Consider the following 15,139-nt stretch of genomic DNA (forward strand, 5'->3'; position numbering starts at 1 on the left):
ATTTTAAGATTATGAAAAATATAACTAAGTTATTGGCTCTCGGTATGGCAGGTCTGTGTTTTACAGCCTGCACCGAAGACTATACTGATTGGGCGGAACCTCAGCATAACGACCCGGAGGGTGCTGTTGTATTGCCAAACATAACCTCACAGGCGGCAGTTACTTCGGTCAATGTCAGTGAGCTGGACGAGGCTGCCAATATCTCTTTGGTCACATTCCAGGGAGATGTTGCAGAGGACATAAAGATGGTTGACAGTTACATCAATCTCGTACCGTCAGGCTCAACCGGTGTCACTCCTGCCACTATAGCTCTTGATGCTTCCGGAACTACTACTGTTGGTAAGTTGAATGAAGCTGTACTCAAGGTGTTGGGGGAGGATGCTGAGTCTGTACCTTATGATTTCGATGGAGCTGTCTATGCTAATCTCGTTGTTAATGGATACGCAACAAGTGTTAAGACCGGCGACATCAAAATCAATGTGACACCAATGGCTGTTCCTAATGTCCCTGCTGTAGGCTATATTTATGACACAGACCCTGTCCTTTACCTTACCGGCAGCAACTATGGCTGGGGTGGCACATGGCTCCCTTTGGTTCCTGTCTATGGTCATCCTACCATGTCTTGGAGAATCATTTATCTGCATGAAGGTGAGGAGTTCAAGTTCGCACCACAGGCTGATTGGGGCAATGACTTCGGAACTGAGGCTACAATAATTGATGACAATGCAGGCATGAATCCTTCTGGCGGTGGCAACATCGTTGTAGGCAATGCCGGATGGTATTTGCTTATTGTAGATAATACGGAAGGTGCACGTACCGTGACTATCAACAAACCGGAGATTTACCTTATCGGTAATACATTTGGTTCATGGGATGCTGCAAATCCTGATGCAGTGTTCACATTCCCTAAGGATGAGAATGGTGTGTTCATTTCTCCTAAATTCATAGCAGATGATGAGGTGCGTATGCATGTTTCAATCCCAGGAGCAGACTGGTGGCAGTCGGAGTTCATCGGACTGGAGACCGGTGAGGTTGATTTCCGTGGCAACGGTGGTGACCAGACTCGTGTGAAAGTAAAGGCGGGACAGCGCTTGTACCTTAATCTCAATGGTGGTGGTGCTCTTTACAAATAATTAAAAACATTGTGATTATGAAAAAGATTATATCATTAGCAGCTTCAGTGGCATTCCTTCTCGGAATGTCCACTGCTGCCAACGCTCAGGAGACAGTCGTAGACCCTGAGGGTGGACATAACTTCATAGGTGTGAAAGGTGGTGCTCAGGCAACTCTGACCCATTACAATTTCACAGACCTTATTACTCCACAGTTCGGCGTATATTTCGGACGCTATTTCAATCAGTATGTTGGTGCGCGTATTGATGTTACGGGTTATCAGACCAAAGGTGGCTTCAAGGCTGACCGTTATGGTTTCATCAATCAGGATACACCTTACAAATTCAATGCTGCGACCGCAGATTTGGACTTGCTGATGAACATGACAAACATCATCAACCCAAAGCGTGTCAACCGCTCATGGAACTGGAACCTGCTTGCCGGTTTTGGAGTAAACTACTCTTGGAAGCATGATGAGTTTGATGCTATCGTCACAAATGTCAAGAATGCAAACATCTATTATGACGGTCCGGTGTCATGTGCCACAAAGCACGCTTCTTTCAACGGTCGCCTTGGCACACAGGTGGAGTACAACTTCAGCAAGAACTTCTCAATCATGTTCGAGGCTGACGCCAACTACAAGAATGACCAGTACAACCTCAAGTTCAACGACCAGGTGGATTGGCAGGTGCAGGCATTCATCGGCATAACATACAAGTTCGGACATAAGAAAAAGAAGGTGGAGCAGCCTGCTCCCGAACCAGCTCCGGTGGTAAGGGAAGAGCCGAAGCCTGTTGTTGTCGAGAAGAAGGAAGAGCCGAAGCCGGTAGTCAAGGTCAAGGAGACAACCCAGAAGGAAATCTTCTTCAAGATAAACAAGTCAGAGGGCACAGAGGCTGAGAACAAGAAAATCGCCGAGGCTGCCGAATGGCTCAAGGCTCATCCGACAGCTACCGCTACCGTCAAGGGCTACGCTGACAAGGGCACTGGCAATGCCAAAATCAATGCCCGCATAGCAAAGAAGCGTGCTGACAATGTAGCGAAGAAGCTCACAGACGTTTATGGCATTGACGCTTCACGCCTTGAGGTAAGCTCTTATGGCGACACAGTACAGCCTAAGGCTGCAAACAATGACAACCGTCTTGTGATTATCGTTGCCACTGAGCAATAAACTTTCCCTATACTAATGCAAACACAGGAATGGCAATCAAGCGATGCCGTTCCTGTGTTTTTTGTTCACAATGTGCAGGAATGGTCGGGTGCAAGTCTCTCATGCAGTCGCATCATGCCAAGCTGTTTCTTTGTGATATGGGAAAGAAACAGCTTTTAATGTTGGTGGTCTTATATTCCTTTTGCCAATATGTAAGCAAACGTGAACAAATGTTTGCAAAGCATCAGGCAAATCGCTGTTTGTGTAACCTTGAAAATCCAACAGATGTTAAAATATGGTTGATATAACGAAAGGTAACACTTGACTGTGCAAAGCGTTACCTTTCATTAAGTCAAGCGTTACCTTTTGCAATGCGAATGGTTACCTTTCATAGTGTCACTTATTATATTCTGATTTTTAACACTTGGGACTATGCAAACTGCAGCTTGGTTATCCGGAATGCCGATTGAAATACAGTTTCCTCATCAGGTTGTCAAACAACAGGCAAAGGATGAATGCCATGATGAAAAGTGCATAGAAGTATAGTCCCGGTATGTCACGAATCTCCGGGTGGCTGACAGCCGATGCGTATTCTCGAACCATGTCACCGCAATAGATGAGCAGGCATGCCATTCCGCATGCGGCAAGGAGCACAGCGGCTGCGACGGTAGCCGCAAGGTCAGTGGCATGCTTTATGGAGCGAGTGTCCTGCTCTTTGGCGGTATAGGTTTGCTGGTCGCGTTTGTCGTGGAACTGAAGCTGGGAGACAAGAAATAATAATTGTACCGGTATGTAAAGAGCAACTCCCTTGTCCTTGATATGTTGTCGGACAAGGGAGTTGCCTGTTTGTTGAAACAGCTTTTGATGTTCCGTATTGTATAATATTGCGATGCGGAATGGCTGTTTAGATTAATAAAGTGCTACTTTCCCTAAACTTCCAAGGTCAAGGTTTGCTGTGACTCCCATAGCTTTGAAAACCCTTACTATATTGGCGAAAGTGAGGTTCTTTCCACTCTCAATCTTTGAAATTTGTGCTCGTTGCACACCAATGAGTTCGCCAAGTTGCTGTTGGGTCATATTTTTTGATAAACGTGCTTTCTTTATTGCATCACCTATCATGAATGCTTTTATGTCAGCTTCATATTCATCTCTTTTGATTGTCCCTTTCTTACCGATGAATTCGTCTTCAATCTCTTCCAGTGTATAATAGTTTCTATGCTCCATATTATTTCTTTTTGTCTTTATAATATTCATTCATAATCTTCTATGCCTGTTTGATTTCATTTGGCGGAGTCTTCTGAGTTTTCTTTGTAAATCCATGCGTTGCGATAACTATTGACTTTTGGTTTTCGTCCCAAAAAGCAAGTGGTCTGTAGGTCATGCCATTGAATCGTGTGCGAAATTCCCATATCTCAGTGTCTCCTAACTTCTTGAATAATTCAGGGTCAATTACCAAAGTCGCCTTGCGGACATTACTGATAATTTTGTTTCTGGCTTTTTCTGTCAAGGTTGCCAGATACTCATGCACGTCCGGCAGGAGTATGACTTTGAAACGTGGATTTAATTCCATAATAATGATTTTATGCTGCAAAGATAATAAAAAGTTCCCAATATGGAAACAAATCATGGATTATTTTTTCCATTATTCTTATTTTTCGCCGAATGGCGGTAGTTGGGTGGGGTAACGCAAGTTTTTTGTTGTCAAAACGCAGGTATACACCCAGTTTTCTCCAAAACGACATTTTGTAAAGTAAAGTGCCATCTTTCGCAGGACGGAGGTTTGCTGCCGGCTTTGCAATCGGTTGCACACAGTTATTCATATAAATAACATGTTAATCCATACTTATGTCTGCATTATACATTAACTTTGTAAAGAAAACAAGAAAAACATGTATAACTAACACAAAAACCTGCACATGAAAAGACTATCAACACTACTTGCATCGGCATTCGTGTCTGTCGCAATGATGGCACAGGGATGGCCCGCTAACTACAATGGGGTGATGCTGCAAGGGTTTTTCTGGGACTCTTACACCGACACACAGTGGACAAACCTTGAGTCACAGGCTGAAGAACTGTCGGAATATTTCAACCTTGTATGGGTGCCGAACTCAGGAAACTGCAACTCTTCTTGGAACAACATGGGCTACATGCCTGTCTATTATTACGACCAGAATTCAAGTTTCGGTACGGAAAGCCAGTTGCGCTCCATGATTTCCACGTTCAGAAAGAACAATGTCGGTGTGATTGCCGATGTTGTTGTCAACCACCGCAACAATCTTGGCGTTGGCGGTTCGTGGGTGGACTATCCTGTAGAGACATACAACGGCACACAGTGGACGATGTATCCTACCGACATTACTGCCAATGATGATGGTGGAAAGACAGCCACATGGGCGAAGAATAACGGCATCTCACTAAGCGCAAATTACGACACAGGTGAGGATTGGAGCGGTTGCCGTGACCTTGACCACAAGAGTGAGAACGTAAGGAAGAACATCATCAACTACATTCAGTATCTGAAGAATGACCTCGGATATGCCGGCTACCGTTACGACATGGTGAAAGGTTACTCCGCTTCCTACACCGGAGAGTACAACAAGGCTGCCAATGCGGAATTCTCCGTGGGCGAATATTGGGACGGAAACACCGGTGCACTGAAGAATTGGGTGAACGGAACAAAGGTTGACGGTGCTATACAGAGTGCCGCTTTCGACTTCGCACTGCGCTATATCGTTCGTGACGCATGCAACAGTGGAGTGTGGAACAACCTTGCAAAGGCTGGTTTGAACCGTGTTGACAATTATGCTTACTCACGCTATGCCGTGACTTTCGTTGAGAACCACGACACTCAGTACAGAAGCGCGACAGAGCCAAACGACCCTATCAAGAACAACATCGAGGCTGCAAACGCTTATCTTCTCTGCTCTCCGGGTACGCCGTGCGTGTTCCTCAAGCATTGGAAGGACTACAAGGAGGAGATAAAGCAGATGATTAATGCCCGCCGACTTGCAGGCGTCACTAACCAGAGCACTGTCAACGAACTCCGCAACAGTGCGGCATACTATGTGATTCGCACTAACGGTGACAACGGAAAATATGTCTATCTTGTCACCGGCAACTATACCCCGGACAATACAAATGGCATGACTCTCGCCACAAGTGGCAAGAATTACAAGATTTATCTCTCTAATAATGTCGAGTCACCGTGGGCAAGCAAACCGTCAGGCACTTACAGCAACTCTTTCGATGTCACTCTCACTGCCATCTCAGAAGACAAGGGTGCGCAACTGGTTTACACCACCGACGGCACAGAACCGACAGCGTCAAGCACGGCAGTGAACAGCGGTGCGGTGATAACCATTGCTGCTTCCACTGTCCTGAAAGTGGCTTTGCTGAAGAACGGAACACCGCAGAACACCGTGACATACAACTATACAATAAAAATGTTTGAGCCTCATAAGGCGACTGTCTATGTGCAGAACCCGGGATGGAGCGACATGTATTTCTATGCATGGGACTCTTCTGTGTCATTGCTCGGTAGCTGGCCCGGCACAAAGATGACCACTACAACGGAAATCAATGGCAAGCAGTGGTACAGTCAGTCTTTTGATGTGAACACAGCTGACTATAGTTTCAATATTATCTTTAACCAGGGCAGCGGCAAACCGCAGACAGTGGACATCGGTCCTATCACAGAAGACAAGTATTATGTGCTCTCCACTTCAATGACAAACGGCAAGTATACCGTCACGGACATCACGGACACAATGACCGGCATCGAGGGTGTTGTGACAAGCACAGTGGCTTCTCCGACGAAGGTTTATTCCATTGACGGCAGACTGCTGTATACTATACCTGATGGTTCTGCATTGTCAGAGGTCCTGCAGAAGCTGGATAAAGGTCTGTATGTAATCGGTGGAAAGAAATATTTGAAACGATAAGTCTCTTTTTTACCAACGGACAGCGGTAATAAATATTATGCCATAAGCTGCTGCCATATAGAAAATGTAAGTCGATTTTGCTGCAAAAGGCAAATGAAAAGTCAGGACAGCGTGCCCGAAAAGGGTGACTGTCCTGACATTTTTTGTATCTTATTCCTCCAATACTTTGGCAAAGTTATAGAATAGTAATAACGAAAAAAGAAACAGAAGAAAAGCAAAAAGCTGTATATCAATAGTTTGTCGTTGGTTGTAGTTGCAATTCTTTTTTCATTCTTTTTTTTTTTACCATTTATGTGTTACTATATCGGCGCTGGCTTTTAGGACCTGATGGTGTTAACTTGCCTTTTTTGACCAAATCATAAACAAGCTTTCTTACTTCTTTATAATCAGCATCAGTCAATCTGCTGTTAATGTCTGCCAACAAAGAGTTTGGATGAAGTTCCAAGTCTTTTATTATCAGTGCTTCAAGCGTGTGTGGTTCTACAGTCTTCAGTGTTGTAGGCTGGTTTAGCTTTGCTGCTGTAATTAGTTTGGGATTAAGGAGAAAAGCATTTCCCTTTTTTATGCCTCGCGTTACTAATAATCCTTGCTTGACAAGATTGTCGGTGTATGACCTCAGTCTTTCGTCCTCTGTCAATTGTAATAGTATGGACAGTTCTGTTGACAACACTTTCTGCAATTGTGCTACAATGCCCAATGCAATGATGTTTTTCTGTGATAAAGAGTAATGGTTTACAGCATAGTCAATCAAACTGATAATCTCAGGATTAGTAATTCCTGAGTATTGTGTCACCTTCGTCTGGTTATATTCGCTTTCCACAACAGGGTTTTTCTTTGCATCCCTTGCGTTCAATTCGTAAACTAAGTCGTAGCCCGAACCTTCACCCTCCATAAGTCCGAGGTCGTGCATTATGCGTATTAAGTGTGGATTGCGCCTTATGCGCTGATGAAGGATATTGTCCTTTGTAACACCCAACGGAAGACTGCCGGGATTGGTTATTTCCAAACGGTCGGGATAAACTTCAATCATTATATCTCCGGATATTGTGTAAGCCTTATGTGCAAAAGCATTCAACAATAATTCACGAATGACCTTTGAATTATAATGTCTGATTTGAGTGCGAAACAATCCATTAGGGAACTCGTAGGAATAAGTCAGTTCAACAGCTTCTTTCTCAACGTCAAGCAGCATTTCCAACGGGTCTTGCATATTGTCGTGCCAATCACGTTTGCGGATTTTCTTGTCTGTTTGGTCATAAACAATATACTGGACTGTAATAGGATAAGCGATGTGGCTTCTTTGTGAAGGTGTTCCAAACCATAGGACGCCAAGATAAGTCAACAGTCCGTTGTTCACCAGATTGTAGCTTTCGGCTATCTCTATGTCGCTCATCTGCTTAATATGGTTTGCCACTCGTTCGGACTTCCGTATCTTTTCACAAAAAGAAGCGACAACGGAGGAGTCTATATCAGGGAATCTGTTTTCTGTTGTTATCAGTTCCCATTGGATGCTTTGCTTCTCTGAAGCCAGTCGTAGCATATCCTGACCATGAACAGGCTCACATTTGTCTGCTATGCGGATGTAAAACTTTCCATCGGAAGTAGAGGCTATCGAATTGATGGTCGGACTGACGTAGATGATAAAGTAGTGACTGTTATTATCTGCGATTAGTATCTCTGATGCAGAAAGGATAACATCAAAACATCTGCTTCGCAGTTTGGTAACAGCATTGTTTGCTTCTTCCTGCGAAATCATGACATCAGTTTCCGGAGCTTGACTCTTGTCGTCATAACCAATAAATATCTTGCCTCCTTGCGCATTGGCAAAAGCAACGCAGGTAACTGCAAGATTTGCGAAACCTTTGTCACCTGTACGTATTTTCTGGATAGATTTATATTCTATGGTTTGATGCTCGTGATTCATACGCTGATTTGTTTGTTCCTAATTGCAGATTGTTGGTTTGTCTCAGCAACCTATTTTCCCAATACTTTCACAAACTGCACTTTGTCTTTGTTGCGTGGCTTTGCTTTCGGAGCTTCGTCAGGGAAACCGAGGGCAACGATAAGGCAGAGATTGTAATGCGCACTGAATCCGAGTTTGTCAAGTATGTCGTACTTTTCCTTCATGGAGCGTACAGGCATTCCGAGGTTTATAGTGCCCAGACCGTAGGCGGTTGCGGCAAGGCAGATGTTCTCTGAGAGCAGCCCGCAATCAATTTGTGCCATGTCGTACTCATCATTGGCGGCGATGAACAGATAGACCGGTGCTTTGTACAGTCCGCGGAGGTTCTCCGAAAGGTAAGCAGCCGACTTCGGGTCGTCCACGACCTTCACCTCATAGTTCTGCGCATTCATGCCGTTTGGAGCGTTTATTCCGCATTCGATGATTCTGTCCAGTGTGTCGCGGGACACTGTTTGCGGTGTAAACTTCCGTATGCTGCGGCGTGACATGATGTTGTTGATGACGGTTTCCGTATCGTTTTGTTCGCTTTTTCCTGTTGTGGTCTTATCTGAAGAGGCAGTGCATGAACTTGCACCAAGTAGCAGTGCGAGGAGGAATGTTGTGAGTGAGTGTTTCATAAGTTTATGTATTTGTTTGTAATCAGTCAAGAAACTTTATGTAACTTGCCGAGAAATGGTTTACAATCTGCCAAGGAATTTCTCGCGATTGACAATGAATCGCAGATGCGAGCCTTTGCCCAAGAGTGTTCCGTCGCAATAAGCCTCAATCTCAAATGTCAGTTTCCGGCCGTCAACCTTGGTTAGCCGTGCTGTCGCCTCCACTGCTTTGCCCACCGGAGTAGGGCATAGGTGGCTTGATTCGATGTGCCCTCCGACTGTTGTCTCTCCTTCCTGCAGGCTGCCGGCGACAGCAAGCATGGCGGCATTCTCCATTAACGCCATCATCCGCGGTGTGGCAAGCACCGGCATATCGCCCGAACCCAGTGCGATGGCAGTGTCACTTTCCTTTACTGTGAGACACGATGTGTGGGTCAATCCTTTTTCAATCATAGTTGTATTGGTAATTGCTCAACTTTCGCAAATGTTCAAGTTGAATGATTATTGATTTTTTTTGTAATGTCATTAGAAATGTTATTTTGTCAGTGTCAATGCGATGCATAACTGTTTATTTCAATCAATATTGCTGATAAGCACAAGTCCCACTTTTTCCACAATACCTGTCACAAGGGCATTTCCCATCAAAAAAGCTCTTCGCAAGTCTGATGCCCCCTTTGTGTGGTTGTCAGGGAACATGTTAAGGCGCTCAAGTTCCATAGGGGTCAGTCGTCTGTAACGACCGCTATCGGTCTTTATCACATGTTTGAAACGCGAAGGACCTTGTCCTCCTTCGCCGGTAATGATGGTGCGGGAAGGCTTGTCCAAACTGTCAGGGAATGCCATCGCTCCTTCTGAATATTTGTATTCATAGCCATCGGCAGTGACACGCGTCTCTTTTTTTGCCCCTTTGAGATATTTCCATTTTGGAAGGGTCTCGTCATCAATGAAAAATTCCTTTGGCACCTCGCTGTCAGGCAGAATCAATTCTCCGAGCGTCAGTGCCGGACCATCGTATATGGGAACAACTGAAACCGTCGTCACATCACGTCCCTTGATGACACCTGCATTATGGAATTCATGCTTGAAATTAGCAGATATTTCAGCCAGATTTCCGTTTATTGCGAACTCAGAAACATGGCAACCCTCTTTCACTTGTGCCGGAAACGATTGGGCGAAGATTCCGTCTGAAAGTATAGTCTTCAGGTCTGAAGAAATATTGTGTGCCAATTTCGTCGTGTTAAGATAACCTGTGATATATGTCCTGCGACGGCGCTGTGGCATACCATATTCTGCCGCATTTATTACGCGCCACTCCACTGTATAGTCCAGGTCTGCCAATGAAGCGAGGATAATGCCAAAGTCACGGCCTCGTTGTGAAGCGGGAGATTTCAGCAGACGGTCGACATTCTCGAAAAACAGGTATTTAGGACGATTCACCATTTCTGAAATAATGCGGTATATTTGCCACCAAAGTACACCTTTCTTGCCCTCTATGCCACCGGAGTTTTTTAGTGTCGTAGCAACAGAATAGTCTTGGCAGGGGAATCCTCCAACAAGCAGGTCGTGTTCCGGAATGCATGATGTAGGCACTGTATTTATGTCCTCATTGCTGTGTCCCTCGATTCCGAACTGCCGGCTGTATATCAGCGAGGCATCCTGTCGCTTTGTCGATGGTTCCCATTGATTGTTCCAGATAGTCTTGAAACGTTTGGATGCGCGTTCCAATCCTATTCTGAAACCTCCGACACCTGCAAACAATTCCACAACACGGACATCATCCGATGTCTCATTACTGTTCTCTGGCATACATGCTGAGAAAAGTGCCTGCTCATGATAGTTTTTATGTGTTGCCGCACTATATCTTGCAACAGGTTCGCAGACAATGTGCAAATCTGCCTCTTCCGGTAAGCTATACTGTCTTTCTTTAACCATTACTTCTAAATTTGTTTTCCCATTCATCACCATATGCCTGTCTGACAACGTTTGCCAAGTACTTGTTGTCAAGCCAGTAACACTTTTTCTTCACTTGTTCGCCTGTCAACGGGCTTTCTGTCATGTCTCTGCTTGTCTGTGCTTTGGGGCGGACGTGGAAATGTCTGCCGTCTGATAATCGCCAGAATGTGTTTCTTTTCTCCTTTTGTGTTTCCTCATTATTGTCATAAAGTGTGTCCTTCTCCACATTTTCTTTTATGTTCCACCAGTATTCTTTGGCTTCGGCAAGGACAGTGTCAGGCAATGATGTGAACACTATTTTGTCAAGCACATAACGTTTTTCTTTTTCCCATCCACCACGATAAGAATCCTCCTGTCGGAAAACTATCAGCATCATTCTCGAATGAACAATCTCATACCAACGAGAATTCTCCCAATCGTCTGTCTCGTGTATTTCTTGATAATCTATGTTCTCAAAAGACATATGTTCCTTTATGCGACCGTTCTTTTCTATGCGGATAGTCTTAGCGATAATTCCGGCTTTGCGGATTTCTTCTGCATCATTATATTCTTTCAGACCTTTCCGGAGTATGTGCTTGGCAATTCTTGCGTATTTGCTTTTGTCCGCAGCTTTGATGCTCATTCCCAAATATTCAGAAAGTTGTATGTAGTCTAAGCCATAATATGGCTCGAAGCGTCTTTTAATAATGTTTTCGAAAGAGTCGGCACGAAGTTCTTCAACACTGACAAGCTGAGGAAACTCTGGCTGCACATCCGTATTCGTGGCCATATTGCTGCCGGAATTTGCAACAAATGAGAGGACAGTGCGCATATACGATGCTTTCAGCGAGAATGCTCTGCTCTTTGCAAGAACCTTGCTGAATGGCTGTCTTCTCAGAGATGAACCGTCTTTCCCTTTTGTACAAGCAGCAAGATAGTATGTGTCACTTTCAGAAATCTCATGTGCCTTGCCTTCCTTTATTTTGTCGATGATGGTGTAATAGTCATGCTTGATGATTTCAAGGTCTTTGTCTTTTATTGCCCAAAGCACGCTATATACAAACTGCATGTCTTGCCACTGCGCCCCACTGTCATGTATATAAAACAGGATGAGCATAAGAAGGAATTTCTTGCAAAGCAGTGAATCCTCAAATTGAATGTCCGTTATGTTGACATAATCTATCATATCAATAACAAGGCGTTCTTTGATTGCCAACCCTTTTTTCTTTTGCGCCAATGGTGTCACTTTCAATTCTACACCTGCTTCAGGAAAGTCCGGGCGAGGGTCTGAATTTGGTTTGTATCCAAAGAAATACTCTTCCACAAGGTTGCCAAGTTTTCCCTTGCTTTTGTTTTCTACAAAAGGAATGCAGCATGAAGAGTCTATTCTTTTAACGGCTTCGGCAAGAGTATTGCCAAGCAGCAATCCGCTATATCCGAATATGGAGGACGCATCATTGGAATCGTATAGTTGTTTAAGCATGTGTATCAATGAAATCAAAATATGTCAGATATGCAAAGTTAATGAAAATATTCTAAAATTCATGGTTGCTTTGGAATTATTTCTTTTGAGACTTTAGCAAAGCAGTGTAGAGTCACATATTTGAATGCTAATGGATTTGGAATTATATTGGTTAAGACCTTTGGCTGTGTGATGTTTAAAACAATTATGCCATGCCCTGCGCCAATGAAGGCGTTGAAGGCATGGCATAGATACGATTACTTGCTCAAAGATGCGATTGTCTCTTTCAGAGCGGCTATCTTTTCAAGAGAGTCAGCCTCTTTCTTGCGCTCGAGAGCGACAACAGCCTCAGGGGCATTAGCCACGAAACGCTCGTTGGAGAGCTTCTTGCGGATGCCGTTGAGGAAGCCCTCAAGGTGCTTGAGCTCTGCCTCTGCCTTGGCGATTTCCGCCTCTGTGTCGATGAGGTCGCCAAGAGGAACGGCATATTCGCGTGTGCCAATCATGAATGATGATGAGCCGTCACCCTTCTGCTGTACATAGTTGATGTCGGAAAGACCCGCCATCTTCTTGATGATAGTGTTGAGCTCAGTGTCGGCATCTGCCTCGTTTGCCACAATCTCCAGTGTCAGTGGCTCACGCGGAGCGATGTTCTTCGACTGCCTTACGCCACGCACTCCGGAGATAATCTGCTTCGCTGTCTCGTAGCGTGCAAGGAGAGTCTTCTCCTCGTCGGTGAGAGCATCGAGCTTGAAGACATCCACCATGAGTGCCTCACCGTCCTTGCGGTCGATGATATGCTGCCACAATTCCTCGGTGATGAACGGCATGAACGGATGGATGACGTGCAGGAGCTTGTCGAAGATGGTCAAAGTCTCCTCGTAAGTTGTGCGGTCAATCGGTGCCTGATAAGCAGGCTTAATCATTTCAAGGTACCAGCCGGAGAACTCATCCGTGAACAGTTTGAATGCTGTCATCAGTGCATCGTTAAGACGATACTTGCTGAAATGGTCATTGATTTCCGCATAGTCAGCCTTGATTTTCGCGTTCATCCATGCTATGGACTTGGCGTTGCTCTCAGGCTGCTCTATGTCTGCAACCTCCCAACCTTTGACAAGGCGGAAGGCGTTCCACATCTTGTTGCAGAAGTTCATACCCTGTGCGCACAGCGCATCATCATAGAGAATGTCGTTGCTGGCAGGCGCAGCGAGCATCATTCCCATACGCACACCGTCGGCACCGAAGCGTTCGATAAGTTCGAGAGCGTCAGGAGAGTTGCCGAGGGACTTGCTCATCTTGCGTCCAATCTTATCACGCACAATACCGGTGAAGTATACATTGCGGAACGGAATGTCCTTCATGTACTCGCATCCCGCCATAATCATGCGCGCAACCCAGAAGAAGATGATGTCCGGGCCTGTCACAAGGTCGGAAGTAGGGTAGTAGTACTTGATTTCCTCGTTGTCCGGATTGTTGATACCGTCGAAGAGTGATACCGGCCACAGCCATGAAGAGAACCATGTGTCGAGAGCATCCTCGTCGCGGCGGAGCTGCTCCATTGTCACTGAAGGGTCGATCTCCTTTGCCTTTGCAAGTGCTTCCTCCTCGGTAAGTGCCACGACAAAGCGCTCATTGCCGTCCTCTGTCTCAGGCAGGAAGTAAGCCGGAATGCGGTGTCCCCACCACAACTGGCGTGAGATGCACCAGTCCTGGATGTTCTCCAGCCAGTTCTTGTATGTCGTGACGTACTTTGTAGGATAGAATTTCAGTTTTCCTTCCAGCACCGGTGGCAATGCTATGTCCGCCATGTGCTGCATGGAGAGGAACCACTGCTTGCAGAGACGCGGCTCGACGGCAGTGTCCTGGTTGCGCTCGGAGTAGCCAACCTTGTTGTCATAATCCTCAATGTGATCCATCAAGCCAGCCTCCTCGAGGTCTTTGGCAATCTGCTTGCGGACAACCATACGGTCCATTCCGACATAAAGACCGCCTGCCTCGGAGATTGTTCCGTCAGGGTTGAAGATGTCAATAGTCTCCAGATTGTGAGTCTTGCCCAACGCATAGTCGTTCACATCGTGAGCCGGAGTGACCTTCAGACAGCCTGTTCCGAACTCGATGTCCACATAGCGGTCCTCGATTACAGGGATAACACGGTTGACAAGAGGCACAATAACCTTATGACCTTTCAGCCACTGGTTCTTCACATCCTTAGGGTTGATGCACATAGCGGTATCGCCCATGATTGTCTCAGGACGTGTCGTTGCGACAATGGCGTAGTAGCCCTTCTCGTCCTTATGGACAACCTCGCCCTCTTCGCCTGTCAGCACGACAGGATTGGTGTCGGCATCGGCAACATAGTACTTCAAGTGATAGAGCTTGGACTTCTCCTCACGGTAGATAACTTCCTCAGTAGAGAGCACAGTCTGTGCCTTCGAATCCCAGTTTACCATGCGCAGACCACGGTAGATGTAGCCCTTCTCGTAAAGGTCGACAAACACTTTCATCACAGACTCCGAACGCTTCTCGTCGAGTGTGAAGGCAGTGCGGTCCCAGTCGCATGACGCTCCGAGCTTGCGAAGCTGCTTGAGGATGATGCCGCCATGCTCCTCTGTCCATGCCCAAGCATGCTCAAGGAACTGCTCACGGGTGAGGTCGCGCTTCTTGATGCCCTGCTGTGCGAGCTTGTTGACGACCTTTGCCTCTGTGGCGATGGACGCATGGTCAGTGCCGGGAACCCAACAAGCGTTCTTTCCGTCAAGGCGCGCCTTGCGGATAAGGATGTCCTGAATAGTGTTGTTGAGCATGTGTCCCATGTGCAGGACGCCTGTGACATTAGGCGGAGGGATAACTATCGTGTACGGCTCTCTGCCGTCAGGCTTGCTTGAAAAGAGCTTGTGGTCAGTCCAGTACTGATACCATTTCGCTTCCACATCTTTCGGATTGTACTTGCTTGCTAATTCCATTTTCTTCTTATAATTT

The 15,139-nt window shown here is 45.8% G+C and carries 13 protein-coding genes; 4 read left to right on the plus strand and 9 right to left on the minus strand.

Annotated elements, in window-relative coordinates:
* The first annotated feature begins 11 nt into the window (after positions 1-11).
* From E5358_RS07705 to E5358_RS07715, 3 genes are all read left to right on the plus strand, one after another.
* On the plus strand, positions 12-1,133 hold the full coding sequence (locus tag E5358_RS07705; RefSeq protein ID WP_135939654.1) for an Outer membrane protein SusF domain-containing protein: 1,122 nt from the start codon (positions 12-14) through the stop codon (positions 1,131-1,133).
* 17 nt (positions 1,134-1,150) lie between these two features.
* On the plus strand, positions 1,151-2,284 hold the full coding sequence (locus E5358_RS07710; RefSeq protein WP_135939655.1) for an OmpA family protein: 1,134 nt from the start codon (positions 1,151-1,153) through the stop codon (positions 2,282-2,284).
* A gap of 549 nt (positions 2,285-2,833) precedes the next feature.
* Positions 2,834-3,040 carry a hypothetical protein gene (locus E5358_RS07715; RefSeq protein ID WP_135939656.1) on the plus strand — a complete coding sequence of 69 codons (207 nt, stop codon included), beginning with the start codon at positions 2,834-2,836 and terminating at the stop codon, positions 3,038-3,040.
* 132 nt (positions 3,041-3,172) lie between these two features.
* Here the strand turns inward: E5358_RS07715 and E5358_RS07720 are convergent, their stop codons facing one another.
* Genes E5358_RS07720 through E5358_RS07730 form a run of 3 tightly spaced genes read right to left on the minus strand, consistent with a single transcriptional unit; the run spans position 3,173 to position 4,083 of the window.
* Entirely contained in the window at positions 3,173-3,487 is a 315-nt protein-coding gene (locus E5358_RS07720) for a helix-turn-helix domain-containing protein (RefSeq protein ID WP_135939729.1), read from the minus strand.
* 40 nt (positions 3,488-3,527) lie between these two features.
* A complete protein-coding gene (locus E5358_RS07725) occupies positions 3,528-3,833 on the minus strand; it encodes a type II toxin-antitoxin system RelE/ParE family toxin (RefSeq protein WP_135939657.1) in 306 nt (101 codons plus the stop codon).
* A gap of 10 nt (positions 3,834-3,843) precedes the next feature.
* On the minus strand, positions 3,844-4,083 hold the full coding sequence (locus tag E5358_RS07730; protein WP_135939658.1) for a hypothetical protein: 240 nt from the start codon (positions 4,081-4,083) through the stop codon (positions 3,844-3,846).
* Positions 4,084-4,179: 96 nt separating this feature from the next.
* On the opposite strand from E5358_RS07730, the gene E5358_RS07735 reads away from it, so the two are divergent.
* Positions 4,180-6,207: an alpha-amylase family glycosyl hydrolase gene (locus tag E5358_RS07735; protein ID WP_135939659.1), complete on the plus strand. Its 2,028-nt coding sequence runs from the start codon at positions 4,180-4,182 to the stop codon at positions 6,205-6,207.
* A 289-nt stretch (positions 6,208-6,496) separates the two neighbouring features.
* Here the strand turns inward: E5358_RS07735 and E5358_RS07740 are convergent, their stop codons facing one another.
* From E5358_RS07740 to E5358_RS07765, 6 genes are all read right to left on the minus strand, one after another.
* A complete protein-coding gene (locus tag E5358_RS07740) occupies positions 6,497-8,131 on the minus strand; it encodes an ATP-binding protein (protein ID WP_135939660.1) in 1,635 nt (544 codons plus the stop codon).
* Between the two features lie 50 nt (positions 8,132-8,181).
* On the minus strand, positions 8,182-8,787 hold the full coding sequence (locus E5358_RS07745; protein ID WP_135939661.1) for a nitroreductase family protein: 606 nt from the start codon (positions 8,785-8,787) through the stop codon (positions 8,182-8,184).
* Between the two features lie 60 nt (positions 8,788-8,847).
* Entirely contained in the window at positions 8,848-9,219 is a 372-nt protein-coding gene (locus tag E5358_RS07750; RefSeq protein ID WP_168354614.1) for a thioesterase family protein, read from the minus strand.
* 120 nt (positions 9,220-9,339) lie between these two features.
* A complete protein-coding gene (gene dcm, locus E5358_RS07755; protein WP_277821216.1) occupies positions 9,340-10,698 on the minus strand; it encodes a DNA (cytosine-5-)-methyltransferase in 1,359 nt (452 codons plus the stop codon).
* Positions 10,691-12,181 (minus strand): Sau3AI family type II restriction endonuclease, encoded by a 1,491-nt coding sequence (locus tag E5358_RS07760; protein WP_135939662.1) that lies wholly within the window; start codon positions 12,179-12,181, stop codon positions 10,691-10,693. The genes dcm and E5358_RS07760 overlap by 8 nt, the downstream gene beginning before the upstream one ends.
* A gap of 236 nt (positions 12,182-12,417) precedes the next feature.
* Positions 12,418-15,123, minus strand: coding sequence for a valine--tRNA ligase (locus tag E5358_RS07765; protein ID WP_135939663.1), 2,706 nt, complete (start codon positions 15,121-15,123; stop codon positions 12,418-12,420).
* Positions 15,124-15,139: the final 16 nt, after the last annotated feature.

The sequence above is a fragment of the Palleniella muris genome, assembly GCF_004792655.1.
GTDB lineage: Bacteria > Bacteroidota > Bacteroidia > Bacteroidales > Bacteroidaceae > Prevotella > Prevotella muris_A.